The following is a 20,671-nucleotide window of genomic DNA, read 5'->3' on the forward strand; positions in this document are numbered from 1 at the left end:
CAACATTAATTATTTATTTTGTAATTAATAGTATCTTCATTAATTGTTGCCAGACTTTAACTTCTAAGAATCACACATCCATATAAATAAAATATAATATTTATATAGTATTTTTTGGAGCGAAAAAATGAAAAGAAATCATTTCAATCCATTCAGGAATCTTATCTGTGGAGTTGATCAGAAAATTCCTGTTGGTGAATTTAATATACAGCATATAAATTTTGATAATGCAGCCACAACACCTCCTTTTAAGTGCGTTTTGGAGGATATTTTAGACTTTACTCCTTGGTATTCATCTATCCATAGAGGTATTGGGTATAAATCAAAATATTCTTCTATTGTTTATGAGAATTCTAGAAAAGTTATTGCCTCATTTATAGGTGCTAACCTTAAGGAACATAACATTATATATGTAAAAAATACTACCGAAGCAATTAATAAACTCTCTTTCAGATTATGTGATATGCATAAAAACTGCACTGTCCTATCATCTTCTATGGAACACCATTCAAATGATCTACCATGGAGAGATAAGTTTAATGTAGACTATATCTCACTTAATGATATGGGTATGTTATCTATTGAAGACCTTGAACATAAACTCATTTCATATGATGGACATGTAAAATTAGTAACTATAACAGGCGCCTCAAATACCACTGGCTATATGAATCCTATTCATGAGATAGCACGATTAGTTCATTCTTATGATGCAAAACTTTTAGTAGACTGTGCTCAACTTGTTCCACATGAAAAACTCAATATGAAATCTCTATCCAATGATGAACACATTGACTTCGTTGTATTCTCATCTCACAAAATGTATGCTCCTTTTGGAATTGGTGTACTGGTAGGCCCTAAAGAGGTATTTTGTTGTGGTCATCCTGACTATAAGGGTGGCGGAACTGTTCAGCTTGTAACTGATGATTATGCCTTATGGGATATCCCTCCAAATAAAGATGAAGCAGGTACTCCTAATATAATGGGTGTAGTTGCTCTAGTATCAGCTATTGAAATGCTCCAAGGAATAGGAATGAATCAAGTTTCAAAATTTGAAAGGAATTTATTAAACTACTCCATGGAAAAGCTATTAAAAATTCCTGAAATTAAAATATATTCATCCTTAGATACATCAGTTCCACGTGTTAGCATAATACCATTTAATATTGAGGGTATTCATCATAGTATAACTGCTCGTATTCTTGGTGAAGAATGGGGAATATCCGTAAGAAGTGGTTGTTTCTGTGCTCAACCATATATGCAAAAAATATTAAACATTTCTCCTACGGAAATATATTCTCATCTAAAACAAAATCAAATTCCTCCATATGGAGTAGTGAGATTGAGTTTTGGTATTTATAATACATTCAGTGAAATTGACTTTTTAGTAAAAGTTCTAGAATATATAATTTCACATAAAGATAGCTATCTTAAGAAATATTCAGTTGCCCCAATTTACGTTGAAAAATCTCCAATATTTAAAAGTTGTGAATACTAAAATATAAAGAACAGAGAAAAAAGAAGAAAGAACAGATTTGGTTATTTTTCTTCCTTATTGTCAGAAAAACTCATATAATAACATTGAATATCTGTTCTCTTTTCTTAATAAAAATTGAAGTGAAAAAATAGATGCCTTATGTTTTTAATTAAACACTAAGCAACTATTTTTTATTTAGTATAAGTTTATAAAACATCATAAAAGTCTATAAATCACTCTACAGCCTCAACCTTCAAATCTGGATTAAGAATTTTTATTGATGTTTTTCCATCTTCAGCATTGTCACCTATTATTCTAATACTGTATACTTTATCTTTTATCACATTTAGTGTAAATGTTTTACTTTCATTTGCTCCAAACTTTTTAAGAATATTATAATCCTCATCAAGAATAATTACATTTATATTTCCTTCTGATGTTTCACTACTGTATTCAAACTCTATTTCTGAATCTTCATTACACTTAAATTTACGAATTGTGCCAATACCATTGAATTTTTTATATCCAAAATTCCAAGATTTATTTGTTTGAAGATATCCACCTACCTTTATTCCACTTGCTTTATCTTCTCCACTTAAATCAATTTCGCTTAAGTCAATTTCATTTTCTATTTTTTCAACTTGGTTGTTTTTCTTGTTTTCAGTAGTTTTACCTTTTTGTTTAGTTTCATTGTTTTTACTTTCATTTGATTGATTTTCTTGCGAGACTTTGGTTTGGTTTTCATCTAATTCTACTTTGTTAACATAATTATTTTTCCCTGTTTCACATCCTGTGAAAATTGACACTAACATTATAATGCATATTATTTTCTTTTTAATCATATTTTTCTCCAATATTTTAATCAGATTTTTCAAAACCTTATTATAGGTACCTTACAGCGAAGTTTTTTATACTTACAGCTTCAATCTATAAAATACTTTATTGAACTGCAACATCTATAATAAAACAATACATTCGTACAATCACTTTTGATTATATATTACTACATATTATTTTTTTGTATTTTTTTGTCGCTTTGTTTATATTTTTACAAATCATTAATAAATTAATAGCTTAACCTTAATATCTATAAAAAAATATATAATAGAGCACGCACTTACAACTAAGTATAAAAAAAGAAAAGGATTATTCTACGCTAAATTCATAGATTAATCCCTTTCAAAAAAATAAATTACTTATTTAAATTTGGACCAATTTCCTTTGTCCAGTTTGTAGGTCCCTCATTAGAAGGTACAAACTTTCTCCAATATTCACCAGTCTTAGTATCCAATAAAATAATATTATGATCGTTTGCTGAAATCATCTGATATCTATTTAGCTCAGATACACTCTTACTTAAATCACTTAATTCATTACTACTTATTGGTGCTGAATTATTGCTTAAACTTTCTAGTGGTGATTTTAACAATAACCCTAACATTATAAATCCTATAATTATTGAAAATCCAATTATTACCGATCCTCTTTTTTCCATAAATAATTCCTCCCATAGTTGCAATTTATTTTATCCTTAAATAAAATAATCAATATTCATTCTTATATTTATAACTTAAAACATAACCTATTATTTATTATCTATAATAAATTTTTTATTTATAGGTCTGTATTCATGTAGATTGCTTACTTTGAAATTCAGATTTTGGTTTATAGGTTTCAGAAATTCAATAAAAACGCTTGCACTTCCCTCATCTATACCCAAAGAATAGCTAACCATGTAATCTTCATGGCTTTTAAGCTTAGTACCATTTTCAAGTCCCATAGAAAGAATCTCTAATAATGGCATTATATTAATATTTTCATTTACCAATCTATCATCTTCCACACTTATTACTATGGAATTCAAAGTACCATCTTGCTCTTTCTGTATACTTTCCATACTAATCTCATAATCGCATATTCCAGTCATAGTTCCTTTTTTAACATCAACTTTAAAATCATATGACTTTCTAGGTGTTACATAAATTCCGCCTACACTTAACTCCAAATTACTACTATCTATGAAATAATTGCTCTCAAAACGTAATGTCTTCTCCCCTGTTATTGAACTAACGCTAGACATATTATCAAATTTTTCCCCTTTTCCATCTATTAAATAAGTTTGAGTAAATCCTGAAAATTTGTATTCACTATTTTCATCTTCATACTTTATCTCTAATTCACCAACCGTAGGATACATTTTTAAATCTTCAATATTTATCTTCATATTTTCAATTTCAAATTGATCATCAATATTGTATTCTTTAGCCTCAACCTCAAGAAGTTCGTGTTTTATTGGAATATCAACTTTCCAATTCCCAGTTATGTTCTGGTTTTCTTTTTCATGACCTTCTCCTGTTTTATAGAATTCAGGATATATAATTATACTTGTTTTTTCCTTATTTATCTCACCCTTAATATCAATGTCAATTATTCCTGACTTTTTATTTTCATCATTATTATCATATATAGGAGTCGAACTTATTATCAATTTATCTAAATCACTTCCATCTCCATACGTTGCTTTACCATATACAGCCCATAAATCATCTAAATCTTCTTTACTTGTAAATGAATATTTAATTACTATTCTCTTATTATCATAAACAACATCTTCTATTTCAAATGTTATTCCTTGATCTTCAGAAGTTTTATCTATAACTTGTAAGAATCCTTTTTTTCCAGCCTCTTCAAGTCCTCTATCAAATTTAAAAAACTGTGCTAATTTATCTAAAACAGGAATATCATCTAAATAATTGGCAAAAGCCGTGGATGTATTTACTGATATAGCAAATACTATCATAGCAGCAGCCGCTGTTGCTCCTATTTTGGTAAACTTACTTTTTATATTATTCTTATTTTCCTCTTTAGCTTTTTTATATGCATTTTCTATTATTTCTTCTAAATCATTTGGTTCTTTAATGTTTTTATATTTATCCATTAATCTCACCTCTCAATTTTTCTCTTAAACACTTTAACCCCTTGTGAATATAATTCTTAACTCTACTCTCACTGATTCCTATATGTTTTGCTGTTTCTTTTATAGTCATGTCCTCTAGATATTTTAAAATTATAACTGTTTTTATACTGCCTTCTAAGGAATCCACTGCTTCATAAAGATCAATTTTATCATCAATATCATAATTTTCTTCAGATTCTTTATGCATCCAATCTGAAATAAACTCAAGACTCACATGAACTTTCCCTTGATTATTTCTACTTAACTGATGACATTCATTAATCAATATCCTCGTTATCCACGTTTCAAAAAACTCATTATTCTTTAACTTATTTAAGTTTTTATACCCTTTATATACAGTGTTACTTATTATCTCCTTTGCATCTTCTTCATTTTTTATATATGTGTAGGCAATTCTATATAACCTCTGCCTAATTTGCTGGACTCTCTCAAGAAACTCCTTATCCTCCACTTAAATATCCTCCTTTATCCTTATCAGTACTGATTGTTTAAAAAGCTTTTCAATATATTAGATACACATACTCTTGAAAGTGTTTTTTGTTTTTATAATTTTTCTAAATTATTTTTTAATATGCTAATAAGGGTAATGATTTTCCCTATTGAAAATCACTACCCCTATTATTTGTTTTATTTATTTTTTTAACAACTAATTAAACCTGAATTGTTTCTCTTACTTAACTTTACTTTCTCTTATATATTCCCTTATCTCGTTCCATTAAATTCTCACTTATGAATTCTCTTCTCAATGTACAGAAATCATCATGGAAATCTGCAATTATTATATTTACTTCTCTCTCAGTATAATCTCTATTCTCTTCGAACGCTTCTAGCATATAGTCTAATACAATTCTTCTCTTCTTCCTCTGAACAGGAATCGATTTTAACTTTCCATATTCAAAAAAGCTCTCCAATACCTTCTTTCTGTATTCCTCTGCCCTCTTATTTTCTATCTCATTCTCTTCATTCTCATCAGTTAGTAAATCTATCAATGATGAGTTAAACAATTCACTATTTATATGATATATTACATAATATTGTTCCTTCTTTGAATACACTATTCCACTATCCATAAGCTTCTTTAAATGGAATGATACTGTGGACGGTGTTATATCAAGCTTTTCTGATAATAACTCTACATACATTGGTTCTTTTAATAGGTTATTTATTATTCGTAATCTTGATTTATCAGCAAGACATTTAAAAAATTTAACTTTATCCAATTCCTCTGCTCACCCCCTTGTATAGATTTCTTATTGTAAAACTTACTTTGTTCAAAAAAATCTTTGGTAATATAATGTTCTATAAAGAACAAAGAAGAGAGAATAAAGAACAAATCAGGTTATTTTTCTTCCTTTTGTCAGAAAAAATCATATAATAGCATTCAATATTTCTAATTATTAATATCTATTTTCTCTAATATCTTTATAATTTAAAAGCTTTCAGCTCTGATGAAAGGTATCATGATTTATTCTCTGTTCTTTGATATTTGTTCTTTACATCCAAATTCTACTTTTGAATTTCTTGAATAGGTTAAGTTTTCAACTAAGAAATCTATAAATTATCCATTAATCATATTTTTGAACATATTGTGGATTTTCTCACTTTCTTCAATCTTAACCTCTTCTATCACTATTTTTTCTACAAGATTAAACTTCTTATTCTTCTCAAGTTTCTCTCTCCATGGTTCAGTAACTTTATTTAGAAGAAATTCATAACATTTTATAAGCTTATCTTTGTTTTCAGTATTTTCATCAACTATAGTTCTCAAACATTCATGATTTACTTTTACAAACACATTATTATATGCTACCATAAATATCTTTAAATATATATCTACTATATTAGTTTTAATCATTTCAAATTTTGATTCATCAGCTGATCCTTCTGCTCTTAATTTATCTCCATTCTCTTTTAAATTCTTTATCTCTAAGTTTAATGCCTCTATATATTTATTTTTAAATTGCTCCATATTTATCAATTCCTTTCTTTATTATTCTTCATGTTTAATTTCTTTTTGTCTTTTCCAATACATACTCCCATCTCTTCTTCTATTTAAATACCCAATATCCACCAACTCTCGCCGGAGAAAACATACATCGTTAAATGTGTGATACTTTCCTAGTACTTCATTTACCTCCTGTTCGGTATACTCTCTATTCTCTTGAAACTTTTCTATTAAATATCCAAGAACATCAATCTTCTTTTTTCTTTTACGGGGATAATTTTTCACCCTATTTTCACTATCAAGAAATTTCATTACTTCATTTTTATCATACATACTATTACTTCCTTTCAAAGTTCATTAACTTTAGATATTTTCAAATAAATAACTAGTCAGTATACTTTAATAATCCCCTGTTTATTTTCCCCATTTTCATGTCCCTTTTCTAATTAAAACAATTTTGTATTTTCTTTACATTTTAATTATATGTATAAACTTATTATTTGTCAATCTATTTTTATATATGTAAAAATAGATTTTATTATTATATTTCTATACTTATTTGAAATTATATTTTTAAACCTAATAATACTCTTCTTTTTTAATTTACTAACTATTCTTTATATGGTTATCAATGTTATTTCTACAGGTTTTATAAAATAATCTGAAGTTACTATTTTTTCCCTTGAATTTTCTATTATTTAGTGATATATTCAACTAGAAGTATAAATACTTTTATTAATTAAAGTTTTGGAGGAATGTTTCAATGACAGGTACAGTTAAATGGTTTAATAGTGAAAAAGGTTTCGGATTTATAGCAGGAGAAGATGGAAATGATATCTTCGTTCATTTCTCTCAAATCCAAAAAGAAGGATACAAGAGTCTTGAAGAAGGTCAAGAAGTTTCTTACGAAGTTGGAGAAGGACAAAAAGGACCTCAAGCTGTAAACGTAATGCCTCTATAATACATAGGAATTACTGTTGCAAAATAAAAGGCTATCCATTCGGATAGTCTTTTTGTTTTATATTTCAATGTAAAACAATTGCATATTTTCTTTTAAATTCCTCATTTTTATTGATTTACTTAATATCCTATATTAGAATTAATTTATATGACTATTCATTGATAGGAGATGTTTATATGAATGAAGAAAATGATATTCTTAAATATTATAAAGAAGAACTGAAATGGAATCCCCCTTTCGCAGACATATTTTCATCTTACGCTCCTGAAGCTTTAGGTGGATATCTTCAAATGAGAGATTATGTTCAGAATGGAAAGCTTTCTCCCAAAACACGGGAACTTATATTTACTATCTTAGATACCCTAGATGGAGAACTAGAAGGTGCTAAAGCCCATGCAAAAAAGGCTGTATCAGAAGGACTTTATATTGAAGAATTAGTTGAGACATTTGTAATAATGACAATGGTTAAAGGAATAAATGTTATGTGTACTGGAGGCTCTGAAGTTATAAAAGCCGCTGAAGAACATTATAAAGTATTGAATAATATTGAATAAAAGCAAGAGTGATTTTATGTGCGATGAATCTACCTATCACATTTGGTCAAGCTTACGCGATTGTAAAAGATAATAGTTATTTCTTGGGAAATAGCCTAAGGAGGATATAAAATGAATTTACTAATAGAAATGTTTTCTACATTTAAACAAACAGGAGATTTAATTAATGACTGTTACAACTTTCTTAAAAATAAGGATAAAACTATAGTCGCTGAACATTCTTTAAAAGTAAGTAATGAATGCGTACGACTAGCTGATTTATTTGGATATTCTCAAGAAGATGCAAGTATTGCTGGTATACTTCATGATATAAGCGCAGTTTTTCCTTACTCCACTCAGTTAGAGATAGTTAAAAACTATGGTGTAGAACTATTACCTGTGGAAGAAGATTTTCCCCTATTAGTTCACCAAAAAACATCTCGTATAATAGCTGAAAAAATATTTAATATACATGATGTGAACATTCTTAATGCCATTGGATGTCATACAACTCTCAAAGAAAATCCATGTACATTAGATTTAATATTGTTCATAGCTGATAAATTATGTTGGGACAATCCGTATACTGCGCCTTATTATGAACTTGTTTCTGATGCACTAGAAACTTCTCTTGAGTATGCAGCATATGTATATATGAAATATAATCTAGATGAAGATTTACTAAAGGTTATCCATCCTTGGTATCAACAGGCTTATGATCAATTACACCTTGGGTTTACTAATTATGAAAACATGGAGAGTAATTCATTTAGAAAAAGCATATCACTCTCCATCAATAGAAAACATAAAAGAAATCGTTCCTAAAGAAAGTAATCATAGCGAACTTTTATAGATAATAAAATAATACACTTATTATACATAATATTGTAAAATAAGTATTGTTTAAATAATTGCACCAATATGGAGGGAATCAATGAAAACAAATTTGAATTTTAGGAACAGTTTTGAATTTTTAAGTGCTATGAGTAGTAAAAATACTAAGTTTGAAGTCTTAGAATGATTTGAACCATCTTATTTGATGCAATTTATTAAGATTGTGAGTTAAAACATCTCATAAAATCGTTTAATCCTTGCTCAATTTCATTCCTATTAAAGTTGTTTTCTAGCAGTTCTGTATCACTTCTATGAGATAATTCAGTATAAAACCATTCACCTATTTCTAAAATCTTATCACAATTATTAGTTTCTGCATATTTAAATAAACGATTTTCCGCCTCATTAAACTTTTTACCATAAAGCATTTTTTTCAAAATAATCATTGTCATATCTTTATCAGATAAATTCTCGATTATTATTGGTTCTGGGTCTTCTTTGACTTCTGAAACGACTTTACCTATAGTTTTACCAAAAGACTCTACCAAATCTAAAATGTAATCGTTTTTTATCATACTTACCCCGCCCTAATAAACATATTTTTGAACAACTATTGGTTAGTTAATATAATAATTATATATTATTTTAACCAATTTTGGAATATTTTGAATCAACTCTTAATAATCATATGGTTGCCTAAAAGCTTAGTACAAATCTCTTAAATCTATACACCCATATTTTAATACAAATCAAATATTTACTAAAAAAAGTAATAAAAAAACGTGAAATAATTTCACGTTTTTTTAATCACTTATAATTATATATGTTAATGAATCGCCCTATACTCCATACTCATCTAATTCATATACATTTAATTTTTCCTCAGAAAGCCCACTTTTTATAACATTAAGATATGCTTTCGCCGTATCTAATGATGTGAATATATCAGTATAGCTTTCAGCTGCTGCTCTTCTTATTTTAAATCCATTTCTTTCAGAAGAATTTCCCTTAGTCGCTGTACTTACAACAAAGTCTACACTTCTGTTTCTTAATATATCAGTTAATTTCATGTGATCAAATATTCTTACGTTGAAACCAGACTCCCCTAATCTTACATTTGTTCCCGCTGTTGCGTAGTGTTCTAATTCTGGCATGTTGATATCTTTTAACATATCCACAAAATCATCTTTCTTATCGTTACTGATTGTGGACAATATTCGGTTGTTCTTCATCTCCATGCTATATCCTGCTGCTAAGAATCCTTTATACAGAGCCTCTTCCAATGTTGTTCCTACACCTAGAACCTCCCCTGTGGATTTCATCTCTGGACTTAAACTTATCTCAACATCATCAAGTTTTTGACTTGAGAATACAGGTACCTTAACACATGTTAGCTTGCTTTCTTTATATACCCCTATACCATATGGAAGATCTTTTAATTTCTTTCCTAGCATTACTTGTGTACCAACACTTACTATAGGAATTCCAGTTACCTTACTTATATAAGGTACTGTTCTACTTGATCTTGGGTTAGCTTCAATAACATATACTTTACCTTTGTACTCAATGTACTGTATGTTAATCATACCAATTACATTTAGCTCTAACGCTAATTTTCTTGTGTAATCAAGAATTACATCTTTTATTTCTTGAACAATATTTTTTGAAGGATATATAGTTATACTATCTCCTGAGTGAACCCCCGCTCTCTCAAGATGTTCCATGATTCCAGGAATTAAAATTTCTTCCCCATCACATATAGCATCAACTTCTATTTCTCTTCCACTTATATATTGGTCAATTAAGACACTGTTATTACGAGCTTTCTCAAAAGCATCTGAAAGATATACATCAGCTTCTTCAATGTTATTAGCAATCTTCATTCCATGACCACCTAAAACATAAGAAGGTCTGATTAATGCTGGGAATCCTAACTCTTGAATCCCTGTCATTGCCTCTTCTTTATTCCAAGCAATTATTCCTTTTGGTCTTTCAATATTAAGTTTATCTAAGATAGCCTCAAATTCATCTCTATCCTCTGCTGCATGGATATTCTCTGGCGCAGTACCTAGTACATTTACGCCCTTTTCTTTTAAGAATTTAGTAAGCTTTATTCCTGTTTGACCACCAAATTGAACAATGACACCCTCTGGGTTTTCTTTTTCAATGATATTAAATACATCTTCCTCTGTTAAAGGTTCAAAATATAGCTTATCTGATATATTAAAGTCTGTACTTACTGTTTCAGGATTATTGTTAATAATTATAGTCTCTATTCCTAATTCCTTCAGTGCCATAACTGAGTGTACAGAACAATAATCGAACTCTATCCCTTGCCCAATCCTTATAGGTCCTGAACCTAGTACTATTACTTTTCTCTTTTCAGAGATTTCAACTTCATCATACTCATCATATGTTGAGTAGTAGTATGGTGAAACAGCTTTAAATTCTCCAGCACATGTATCTACCATCTTATATGAAGGTGATACATCTAACTCTTTTCTCTTCTCATATATGCAATCTGGATTACAATCAATTAAACCTGCTATTCCTTTATCAGAGAATCCATATTTCTTCAATGTATATAACCATTCTCTACTTAAATCTTCAATGTTAGCTTCATCTAACTTCTTCTCTTCTTCAATAATATTATTTAACTTGCTTAAGAAGAACATATCTATCTCTGTTATTTCATGTAATTCATCTAAAGTAATCCCTCTTCTGATAAGTTCACATAATTGGAAAATCCTTTCATCATCAGGGCTTTGTACTTTATCCTTCAAAACTTCAGTTGATAATCCCATGCTTTTATTATGCTTCATATTGTATTGATCTATCTCTAAGGATCTTATTCCCTTTAAGAATGCACTCTCAAAAGTATTTCCAATAGACATTATTTCTCCAGTAGCCATCATCTTAGTTCCTAATTTTCTGTTACTAGTATTAAATTTATCAAATGGCCATTTTGGTATCTTTACCACAACATAATCAAGTGCTGGTTCAAAGCATGCGTAAGTTTTCCCAGTAACCTCATTCTTTATTTCATCCAAAGTATAACCTAGTGCAATCTTCGCTGCTACTTTAGCTATAGGGTATCCTGTTGCTTTTGAAGCTAGAGCAGATGAACGACTAACTCTTGGATTAATCTCAATAACCGCATACTCCATGCTATTTGGGTTTAATGCAAGTTGAACATTACATGCTCCCTGTATACCCACCTCGTTAATAATATCAATTGATGCTCTTCTTAACATCTGATATTCCTTATCGCTCAAAGTTTGACTAGGTGCTACAACTATACTGTCTCCAGTATGAACTCCAACAGGATCTAGATTTTCCATGTTACATACAGTTATGCAATTTCCTGCTGAATCTCTTACAACCTCATACTCGATTTCTTTCCATCCCTTTATACTTCTCTCAAGAAGAACTTGACCTACTCTACTTAAATCTAAACCTACAGATGCTATATTAACTAACTCCTCTTCAGAGTAAACAATACCGCCTCCAGCACCACCCATTGTATATGCTGGTCTAACAACTAGAGGATATCCAACCTTCTCTGCAAAACTTATTCCCTGTTCAATATTATTAACTATAGTACTTTCTATTGCTGGTTGCCCAATCTTAATCAGAAGCTTTTTAAACTCATCTCTATCTTCCCCTCTGATTATACCTTCCATTTCAGTTCCAATTATCTTAACATTGTGTTTCTCTAATATACCTTTATTATGAAGCTCACTAACAAGATTTAATGCGCATTGTCCACCCATTCCTGGCAATATGCTATCCGGTCTTTCTCTTTCAATGATCTTCTCTAATATATCTATAGTAAGAGGTTCTATATATACCTTATCTGCAATCTCACTATCTGTCATGATTGTAGCAGGGTTACTATTAGCTAAGATAACCTCTACCCCTTCTTCTCTTAGAGCAGTGCAAGCCTGTGTTCCTGAGTAATCAAATTCAGCAGCTTGCCCTATAACTATTGGTCCTGATCCTACAACAAGTACTCTCTTAATAGATTTATTTAACGGCATAGTTTTCCCCTCCTGCATACTTTATGAAATCATCAAAAATATAATCCATATCTCCTGGTCCAGGGCTCGCCTCTGGATGGAATTGAACACTGAAAATTGGTAGTTCCCTATGCATGAACCCTTCTACGGTTCCATCATTTACATTCACATGAGTAACATCCATATTTTCAGGAACATCATCAACATAATATCCATGATTCTGAGATGTAATACCGATTTTTCCATTTCTCAAATCTTTAACTGGATGATTACATCCTCTATGTCCATATTTTAATTTCCCTGTTCCTCCACCTAATGCAAGTGCTAACAACTGATGTCCTAAACAAATTCCTGTTATAGGTTTTTTCCCTATCATATTTTTAATGTTATCAATCACTTTGTCCATTTTTTCTGGATCACCAGGACCATTTGATAGGAATATCATGTCAGGATTATACCCCTCTATATCTTCATACTTAGTATCATGAGGAAATACTGTTATTTCAGCATCTCTTCTTGCAAATGATTCAATAATACTCTTCTTAACTCCGAAATCTATCAATGCAATTTTCTTTCCGGTTCCGCTAATTCTATATATAGCTTTTGTGGATACCTTTTCAACAAAATCCTCTTCTTTATAAGCTGCGAACATTTCTCTTATCTCTTCATCTGTGAATTCCTTTGTTGTCACAATTCCTCTCATTGTTCCTGATTCTCTGAGTATGCTTGTTATGGCTCTAGTATCAACACCCTCAATTCCAATTATTTTATTTTCTTTTAAAAACTCCTCAAGAGCCACCTGACTTCTCCAATTACTAGGTGTTTTACACCTTTCTCTCATGATAAAGCCTCTTACCTTAGGTTTATTTGATTCCATATCTTGAAAATTAATACCGTAATTGCCTATTAGAGGATATGTCATCATAACTATTTGTCCATAGTATGACGGATCTGTAAGCACTTCCTCATATCCTGTCATTCCAGTATTGAATACTACCTCTCCTGAAACTATTGATGTATCGCCAAAACATTCTCCTTTAAATCTCATACCATTTTCTAAAATTAGATAGCCTTGCATATGATGTCCTCCTTGTGCTCATTTATTATGAATAATTCACCTTGCTGAATAAGCATAAAAAAATAAGCTACCAATGCCGAATATAGGGACACCAATACCTTTTTCATCAAGTTTAATAGACCAAAATTAAAAGAATCTAAATTATTAAATTGTTTGAATTGTTCAAATTGTTTAAAATCATTCACTAAATATAACATGTCCATTTTTCCTCCCTTACTAGTCTCTCGGACTAATTTAAAGATAGTTGAAAATCTTATCTTTGATTGTATGCTATAAGCTTTCCTGTGTCAATACGATTAGAAATAATCAGAATTTTCTATTTTACATCTCTATGAAAAAGACAGTTATCAAGTATTAAAAACTTGATAACTGTCCTCTAATTTTGATTATTTTAGATAGCTCTTGTAGCTTCTTTTAACCAATCTTTTACTTCATCATTTAGAAGTGGTGATACCTTCTCAAATACTTCTTTATGATAGTTGTTAAGCCATTCTCTCTCTTCACTAGTCAATAATTCTGCATTTATCCCTCTTAAATCAATCGGTACAAATGAAATAACCTCAAACTCCATGAATTGTCCTGACTCTGTTTTTTGCCATTCTTGAACAACCATAGTATTCTCTGTTCTTATTCCATGCTTACCTTCCATGTATATTCCTGGCTCGTTTGTTAATATCATACCTTTTTCAAACACAACATTATTTGGTCTCATAGTAAGCCCTTGTGGACCCTCATGAATATTTAAAATAAATCCAACACCATGTCCAGTTCCACATTTATAATCTATACCATGCTGCCATAATGGATTTCTAGCTATCATATCAAGCTTAGAGCCTGTTGCACCATGCAAGAATTTAAGCTTATTTAATGAAATATGCCCTTTAGCAACTAATGTGAAATGAAGTTTTTCCTCTTCAGTAATATCACCAAGTACCATTGTTCTAGTTATATCTGTAGTTCCATCCATATAATGTCCGCCTGAATCTACAAGGAATAATCCCTTCTTCTCAAGCTTATATTGTTGTTGCTCTGTTGCCTTATAATGCATCATAGCAGCGTGTTCCTTGTATCCAGCTATAGTATCAAAGCTTCTTCCAATAAACAAATCTTGTTCTTTTCTGAACTCAAGTAATTTCTCATCAGCTGACATTTCTGTGATTTCTTCCTTACCAACACTAGTATCTAACCAGTGAATGAAGTTTATCATTGCAGCACTATCTTTTATATGACATTTTCTAAGATTTGCAAGCTCACCTTCATTTTTTATAGCTTTCAAATCTGTTGTAATATCTCTTCCTTCTTTTTTCTTACACCCATCTGGCATAGCCATATATAATTTAGAATTCAATTTAGAAGAATTAAAGAATATAACATCATCTTTCTTCAATTCCCCTGCCTTATTAAATACCTCTTCATATGAAAAGACATTAATATCGTTGCCTTTTAAGTATTCCTTAACTTTATTATCAAGTTTTGATTCATCTATAAAAAGGTTTGCCTCGTCAAGGGTTATGATTGCATAAGAAATAGTTACTGGGTAATTTGGGATATCATTACCTCTTATATTAAACAACCATGCTATATCGTCTAAACTACTTAATACATAAGTAGTTGCTCCCTTTTCCTGCATCTTTTGTCTTACAACATTTAATTTTTCTTTGAAACTACATCCTGCGTATTTATCCTCAAGTACAAATACCTGTGTTCTGGGAATATTAGGTCTATTATTCCATATATCATCTACAAGATCGAACTCAGAAACAATATTAAATTCCTTCTCCTTACACTCTTTTTCTAAGTTTCTCTTAAATAATAATGATGTACTCTCTCCACAGAATCCTATAGTGCTTCCATTGCTAAGATTTTTATTGAACCATTCAGTTATAGTTGGAACTCCTGGTTGACCCATCTTAAATAGTTCAATACCTGATCCTTCAATTTGTTTTTCAGCTTGAATGAAATATCTTCCATCTGTCCATAAACCACTTCCGTCTCTAGATATAACAACAGTTCCAGCTGAACCTGTAAATCCTGATACCCATGCTCTACTCTTCCAATGCTCAGCTACATATTCACTTATATGTGCATCTGAGCTAGGAATAACATATGCATCTATCCCGTGTTCTTTCATCTTGTTAAGTAACAATTCTACTCTATTTTTCATCTTTCTACCCTCCATGAGAAGTTTTCATTATATTACTAATATTTTAACTCATTTTATATGTTTTTACTAGATTACTATTCAAATTTTATATATATGAAATTAATTTCACCATAATATATTGTGTGTTTTTATGATGAAATAATAACTTGATTGTATTATGACCACAAATGTCCAATTTATTTAATGTATTATAAATATTGTATATACTTATGGAATGAAAAATATATTTAATATATAATAAAATCACATTAACTTAAGGAGATTATCAAATGAGTAAAATACAAAAATCCAATTTATTGATTATTGCATGTGTTTTTTTACCTATAATAGGAGCGCTTTTCTTTATCAATGTTCCACCTAAATTAACATTAGCCTTGAACCAATATCTATTTATATTAATACCATGTATTGTATTCATGTTAGCCAATAAGATGAATATAAAAAAGACTTTAAAACTTAATCCAATGAAAATATCAGATGTACTTAGAGTAATATTACTAGCCATAGTTATATTACCAATAACAGGGCTAATATCTAAAATAGCATCTGGAATATTTGGTAGCCCAATATCTGAAGTTATTACTGATATTGTATCAAGTAATACCTTTCCCTATCTATTTTTTGTAATTGCAATTACTCCTGCTATATGCGAAGAAGTCATAATGAGAGGAGTTGTATTGGATAGTTATAAAAAATTTGGATTTAAAAAGGCAGTAATACTCAATGGTATACTTTTCGGTATGTTGCATATGAACTTCCATCAATTTTTCTATACGGCTTTTCTTGGAACTATTTTTGCGATTGTAGTATGGTATACAAAATCTATATTCGCTAGTATGATAATGCATCTTGTGAACAACGGATTGTCTGTAGCAATGTCATCCATTGTTAAAATTGATCAAGAGACCATTAATCAAGCAGCGCAATTATCTTCTAAACCATCTAGTATTATAATTTCTGTAATCTTTTTTATGATTTCATTATATTTAACTTATTATATTCTAAGAGCTATAAGATTAAATAATATTACTAATTTTGAAAAAAATTATAATACAGCTGATGATTCCCAGTCAGAACATGATATAATAAATAAGGATTTATATTACAAAAACACTAAACCGTATTATAATTCTGACAATACTTATGAAGATGAACATATCTCTGATAATCTTATTAGAGAATATAATAGTGAGGGAAATGGGAGTATTTTCAATATTTCATTTGTTTTCTTAATTATAATCTTCATTGGTTTTTCTGCATTAACTCAACTATTGTAAATTATAGAGTGTAAATATACATTTATATTATGATAAAATCATTTCGTTGAAAAGGGGATTAAGATGAAATATCTTGTAATATATTCTAGTGAGACAGGTAATACAAAAAAATTAGCAAATACTATAGGGGAATCATTGGGTAATAACTTTGATATAGCACATGTATCCATGGCACCGGAACCATTCAGCTATGATGTATTATTTGTAGGATATAGGTTAACTAGTGGATCAATTGATGATAATCTAAAAGAGTATTTAAGTAGTATACGAGGGAAAAAAATATTTTTATTTGGCACAATGGGAGCTAATCCAAGTTCACCCTATGGTGGTATCATTAAAAAGAATATACAGAATATCTTTGAACAGAATAATACTGTAATAGGCCATTTTTTATGTCAGGGACAGATTTCTAATGGAATAATGGACAAGTGGTTCAATCTTCTTGAAAAAACGCCTGATGATCTTCATGCTCTAAAACAGCTTGAAAACTACAAAAGTGCGCTTAAACACCCAAATGAAAATGATATGCTTGAATTAAGAAATCTATTAATTCAATGTCTATAATAATTATATATAATAAAAGCCTTGAAGAAAATCTTCAAGGCTTTTATACTTTTTATAGTAAGTGTTTTGCTATATTAGAATTGGAATCAATTTTCCCTTTAATCATAGGCTGCTTACAACTCATTATAGTTGTTATACCTGGTCCATGACCTGCTTTTACACAATCGCTATGGATAACTACACCTATGCTCACAGCACCTTTATAGTGTCCTCTTCCAAAAGTATTATCGGCATCCTGTAAAAGTACTAGATCTCCAAACTTAAGTTTATCTAAACCAAGTCTTTTGATTTCTTCTTCATCTGCTGTCATAATATCGTAATCACCAGTATATGCATTACCTGATCCTATTCCTGAACCCATTAAATATGCTGGTACCTCTGCAACAACAGGTACAACTAGTTTTCCATCCTCTTCTTTTATATCTAGTTTAAAAAACAGTTCAGGGTCTATACTCTGAATTTTTACATCTGGGTAATCATCTAAAGCTAATCCTTGCCCATATGCTCTTACTAGAATTTTATCATCAATTGCCATATTCTCAAGATCTTCTTGTTCAAAATGAATAATCGTATGATCTATGCCTCCATGTACTCCAATCACATATCCCTTAGCACCCTTTGCATCTCCAGATACAACTTTTGCCTCATTTCCAACACAAGCAAATGTAGTTAAAGCTGCATTTTGTGATTTATCCTCATTTCTTATCGAAACTCCTGGTTCAACATGATCTCCTACCCATCCAAATGCTGGATCACCTAATTTTACATTGTAAGTTATTCCTCCTGTAGCAGGCAGTATTCTTGGTTCACCATTATGAGTTATTCTATATGTACCTCCTAATGGATGATGAATCTTTCCCTGTACAGACCACTTCACAATCTTATCCCTATTACTTTTTAACATAGTTTCCCATCTCCTCTTCTTAAATATATACATATTTCATTAAAGAATTCTTCAATTCTATATAATTCACTCTCTTTATTATCTTTTCTCCATATTTCCTTATACTCATTCAACCATTTCTCAAATAAATTTGAAAGTTCATTATTGTCATGTATGAACTCATCTACCTTCTCATTAAAATCCCACTCTTTGATATATAGATATAATGAATTCAATAACCCTACTGCTCGGGCGCTCAATATGAAACTCTTTATGTCCTCTTTTGATTTAGAATTTTCATATAGTTTATCTTTGAAGCTCTCCTCTATCTCATATGCTGCATAATAACTCTGCTTCAACTGTTCTTCTGATTTATTGAGCATATACTTCTCAATAAGTTCGGAACGTTCAATCAACAGAGTAGTCTTCTTCATCTTATTCTCCATCCACCATACTGTCTCCATGAATGAAATATACTGTTGTTTTCCAAGTTCCCTCATTAGGGATACAATATCCCTATCTCCAAATTCTCTCTCTGATATCTGTCCTTCTAATATTTCTGCCTTACTATCACTATTCCAACTCAATACAGCACTTAATATCATTCCTGGCTTAGATGATGAATAGGAATTAACATGTCCATAATCACCCCAATCAGTACATAATACACCTTCTGCCCCAAATTCCTTACCATATGACACCATCTTCTCAATATTACTGAAAGATCCTTCAATATCATTCATGAACCTATCCCATCCCCATACTGCTGGGCATGTATAGAATCTTCGTCCACTCTCACTAAGAGTCTTAGTTGAACTATCTGTTGCCTCAGGGCTATAATTCCAATTTAGACATATAACATCTTCGCTAATCTCATCTAATAACTCTGGATAATTGAGTATTATATCTCCCCAAAACATAGGGATCTTTCCATTTTTCTTAACTATATTTATAAGCTTGTTTAAAAAATCTAAATATGCTCTTCCCTTACCAACCTTTTCAACATATTCCTTACTTCTTCCTTTTCCTAAATCAAAGGTCTCATCACAGCATATGTTAAACTTGTTACTTGAGAATAAAGGAAGATAATCTTCTATCATACCTTCTATAATCTTTATACTCTCTTCATTACTTATATCTATGGTATGATGACCCATTCTATCTACCCAAGAAAAAGGCTTTCCTTTGCTATCCTCTAACTCGCATAGATGACCATACCTCTCTGAACTTAAGAGATGATAAAGATGACCAAATGTAGCTATAGAAGGGACAAGCTCTATGTTATTATTTATACAGTATTGATCAAGCTCTAATATCTCTTCAGGTGTTATAGGATCCTTATGTGCCCATACTTCTTCATGTCCTGTAAACGGAAATACATGCTCAACATATAATTGAAAATGGTTTATCTTATATTTTGCAAGATCATCCACTATTCCTTTTAAAGTGTCAAGTGTAGGAACTTTTCCACGTGTAATATCATGATAGAATCCTCTAACCCTGAATTCTGGATAATCAACTATCTTAGTACACGTTATTCTTCTATCTCCACTCTCAACAATCTGCTTCAATGTTTGAACCCCGTAGAATATCCCTTTTGAATTTGTTCCCATCACTGTAATGTAATCTTCTTTTATTTCAATACAATATGCCTCTTCCTTATTCTCTATATTTTGAATGTGGTGAATATCTTTGTTTTGATTAAAGTGGGTCTCTTTGTTTTGATTAAGGTGCATATCTTTTTCTATCTTAATCCTAATATCTCCAATAACCCTCTTTGGTAATGATTTTATTATAGAACTCTCAATCCCTAATTCTTTAAATGCACCCCTAAGAATTTTAGCTGAATAAAACTCCTTGTCTCCACAGCTGGTATCAAGTTCAATCCTCATGTTACCTTTTAATAAAAATTCCCCTTTCATGTGTTCTATAACCCTTGGTTCAGGTAAAATATTCATA

At 30.3% G+C, this 20,671-nt stretch carries 19 protein-coding genes; 6 read left to right on the forward strand and 13 right to left on the reverse strand.

All coding sequences use genetic code 11. From position 1 onward, the window contains the following. Window positions 1-127: 127 nt before the first annotated feature. The gene (locus tag KDK92_RS20380; RefSeq protein ID WP_250861258.1) at window positions 128-1,498 is read left to right on the forward strand and encodes an aminotransferase class V-fold PLP-dependent enzyme; all 1,371 of its coding nucleotides are present in this window, start codon (window positions 128-130) and stop codon (window positions 1,496-1,498) included. A gap of 212 nt (window positions 1,499-1,710) precedes the next feature. Here KDK92_RS20380 and KDK92_RS20385 read toward each other — a convergent pair whose 3' ends face one another. The 7 genes from KDK92_RS20385 to KDK92_RS20415 all read right to left on the reverse strand — a co-directional run bounded on the left by KDK92_RS20385 (window position 1,711) and on the right by KDK92_RS20415 (window position 6,732). Continuing rightward, window positions 1,711-2,319 (reverse strand): hypothetical protein, encoded by a 609-nt coding sequence (locus KDK92_RS20385; protein ID WP_250861260.1) that lies wholly within the window; start codon window positions 2,317-2,319, stop codon window positions 1,711-1,713. Window positions 2,320-2,669: 350 nt separating this feature from the next. After that, window positions 2,670-2,972 carry a hypothetical protein gene (locus KDK92_RS20390; RefSeq protein ID WP_250861262.1) on the reverse strand — a complete coding sequence of 101 codons (303 nt, stop codon included), beginning with the start codon at window positions 2,970-2,972 and terminating at the stop codon, window positions 2,670-2,672. A gap of 90 nt (window positions 2,973-3,062) precedes the next feature. Further along, window positions 3,063-4,415, reverse strand: coding sequence for a DUF4179 domain-containing protein (locus KDK92_RS20395; protein ID WP_250861264.1), 1,353 nt, complete (start codon window positions 4,413-4,415; stop codon window positions 3,063-3,065). Beyond that, window positions 4,408-4,905, reverse strand: coding sequence for a sigma-70 family RNA polymerase sigma factor (locus KDK92_RS20400; protein WP_250861266.1), 498 nt, complete (start codon window positions 4,903-4,905; stop codon window positions 4,408-4,410). The genes KDK92_RS20395 and KDK92_RS20400 overlap by 8 nt, the downstream gene beginning before the upstream one ends. Window positions 4,906-5,134: 229 nt before the next feature. Then, window positions 5,135-5,674, reverse strand: coding sequence for a metalloregulator ArsR/SmtB family transcription factor (locus tag KDK92_RS20405; RefSeq protein WP_250861267.1), 540 nt, complete (start codon window positions 5,672-5,674; stop codon window positions 5,135-5,137). Between the two features lie 338 nt (window positions 5,675-6,012). Further along, the gene (locus tag KDK92_RS20410; RefSeq protein ID WP_250861268.1) at window positions 6,013-6,423 is read right to left on the reverse strand and encodes a hypothetical protein; all 411 of its coding nucleotides are present in this window, start codon (window positions 6,421-6,423) and stop codon (window positions 6,013-6,015) included. Between the two features lie 21 nt (window positions 6,424-6,444). Beyond that, window positions 6,445-6,732, reverse strand: a complete 288-nt coding sequence (locus KDK92_RS20415) for a DUF2087 domain-containing protein (RefSeq protein WP_250861269.1) — start codon at window positions 6,730-6,732, stop codon at window positions 6,445-6,447. A gap of 430 nt (window positions 6,733-7,162) precedes the next feature. On the opposite strand from KDK92_RS20415, the gene KDK92_RS20420 reads away from it, so the two are divergent. The 3 genes from KDK92_RS20420 (at window position 7,163) to KDK92_RS20430 (ending at window position 8,718) form a co-directional block, all read left to right on the forward strand. Then, a complete protein-coding gene (locus KDK92_RS20420; protein ID WP_250861270.1) occupies window positions 7,163-7,360 on the forward strand; it encodes a cold-shock protein in 198 nt (65 codons plus the stop codon). 176 nt (window positions 7,361-7,536) lie between these two features. Next, complete coding sequence (locus KDK92_RS20425; RefSeq protein WP_250861271.1) at window positions 7,537-7,914, forward strand: carboxymuconolactone decarboxylase family protein; 378 nt, start codon at window positions 7,537-7,539, stop codon at window positions 7,912-7,914. Window positions 7,915-8,025: 111 nt separating this feature from the next. Beyond that, a complete protein-coding gene (locus KDK92_RS20430) occupies window positions 8,026-8,718 on the forward strand; it encodes an HD domain-containing protein (RefSeq protein WP_250861272.1) in 693 nt (230 codons plus the stop codon). 224 nt (window positions 8,719-8,942) lie between these two features. Here the strand turns inward: KDK92_RS20430 and KDK92_RS20435 are convergent, their stop codons facing one another. The 4 genes from KDK92_RS20435 to KDK92_RS20450 all read right to left on the reverse strand — a co-directional run bounded on the left by KDK92_RS20435 (window position 8,943) and on the right by KDK92_RS20450 (window position 15,988). Next, window positions 8,943-9,302 carry a DUF6483 family protein gene (locus KDK92_RS20435; protein ID WP_250861273.1) on the reverse strand — a complete coding sequence of 120 codons (360 nt, stop codon included), beginning with the start codon at window positions 9,300-9,302 and terminating at the stop codon, window positions 8,943-8,945. Window positions 9,303-9,566: 264 nt separating this feature from the next. Next, a complete protein-coding gene (gene carB / locus KDK92_RS20440) occupies window positions 9,567-12,767 on the reverse strand; it encodes a carbamoyl-phosphate synthase large subunit (protein WP_250861274.1) in 3,201 nt (1,066 codons plus the stop codon). Next, complete coding sequence (locus KDK92_RS20445) at window positions 12,754-13,824, reverse strand: carbamoyl phosphate synthase small subunit (protein ID WP_250861275.1); 1,071 nt, start codon at window positions 13,822-13,824, stop codon at window positions 12,754-12,756. Before KDK92_RS20445 ends, carB begins: the two co-directional genes overlap by 14 nt. A gap of 391 nt (window positions 13,825-14,215) precedes the next feature. Beyond that, window positions 14,216-15,988 (reverse strand): aminopeptidase P family protein, encoded by a 1,773-nt coding sequence (locus KDK92_RS20450; RefSeq protein ID WP_250861276.1) that lies wholly within the window; start codon window positions 15,986-15,988, stop codon window positions 14,216-14,218. Window positions 15,989-16,257: 269 nt separating this feature from the next. Here KDK92_RS20450 and KDK92_RS20455 point away from each other — a divergent pair, with 269 nt between their 5' ends. Further along, entirely contained in the window at window positions 16,258-17,265 is a 1,008-nt protein-coding gene (locus tag KDK92_RS20455; protein WP_250861277.1) for a CPBP family intramembrane glutamic endopeptidase, read from the forward strand. A 63-nt stretch (window positions 17,266-17,328) separates the two neighbouring features. Continuing rightward, window positions 17,329-17,829, forward strand: coding sequence for a flavodoxin family protein (locus KDK92_RS20460; protein ID WP_250861278.1), 501 nt, complete (start codon window positions 17,329-17,331; stop codon window positions 17,827-17,829). A 52-nt stretch (window positions 17,830-17,881) separates the two neighbouring features. On the opposite strand, the gene KDK92_RS20465 is transcribed toward KDK92_RS20460, so the two are convergent. Next, on the reverse strand, window positions 17,882-18,733 hold the full coding sequence (locus KDK92_RS20465; protein ID WP_250861279.1) for a DUF4438 domain-containing protein: 852 nt from the start codon (window positions 18,731-18,733) through the stop codon (window positions 17,882-17,884). Beyond that, window positions 18,727-20,670: a beta-N-acetylhexosaminidase gene (locus KDK92_RS20470; RefSeq protein WP_250861280.1), complete on the reverse strand. Its 1,944-nt coding sequence runs from the start codon at window positions 20,668-20,670 to the stop codon at window positions 18,727-18,729. Before KDK92_RS20470 ends, KDK92_RS20465 begins: the two co-directional genes overlap by 7 nt. Window position 20,671: the final 1 nt, after the last annotated feature.

Origin of the sequence: Oceanirhabdus seepicola (assembly GCF_023684385.1) — a bacterium.
GTDB lineage: Bacteria > Bacillota > Clostridia > Clostridiales > Clostridiaceae > Oceanirhabdus > Oceanirhabdus seepicola.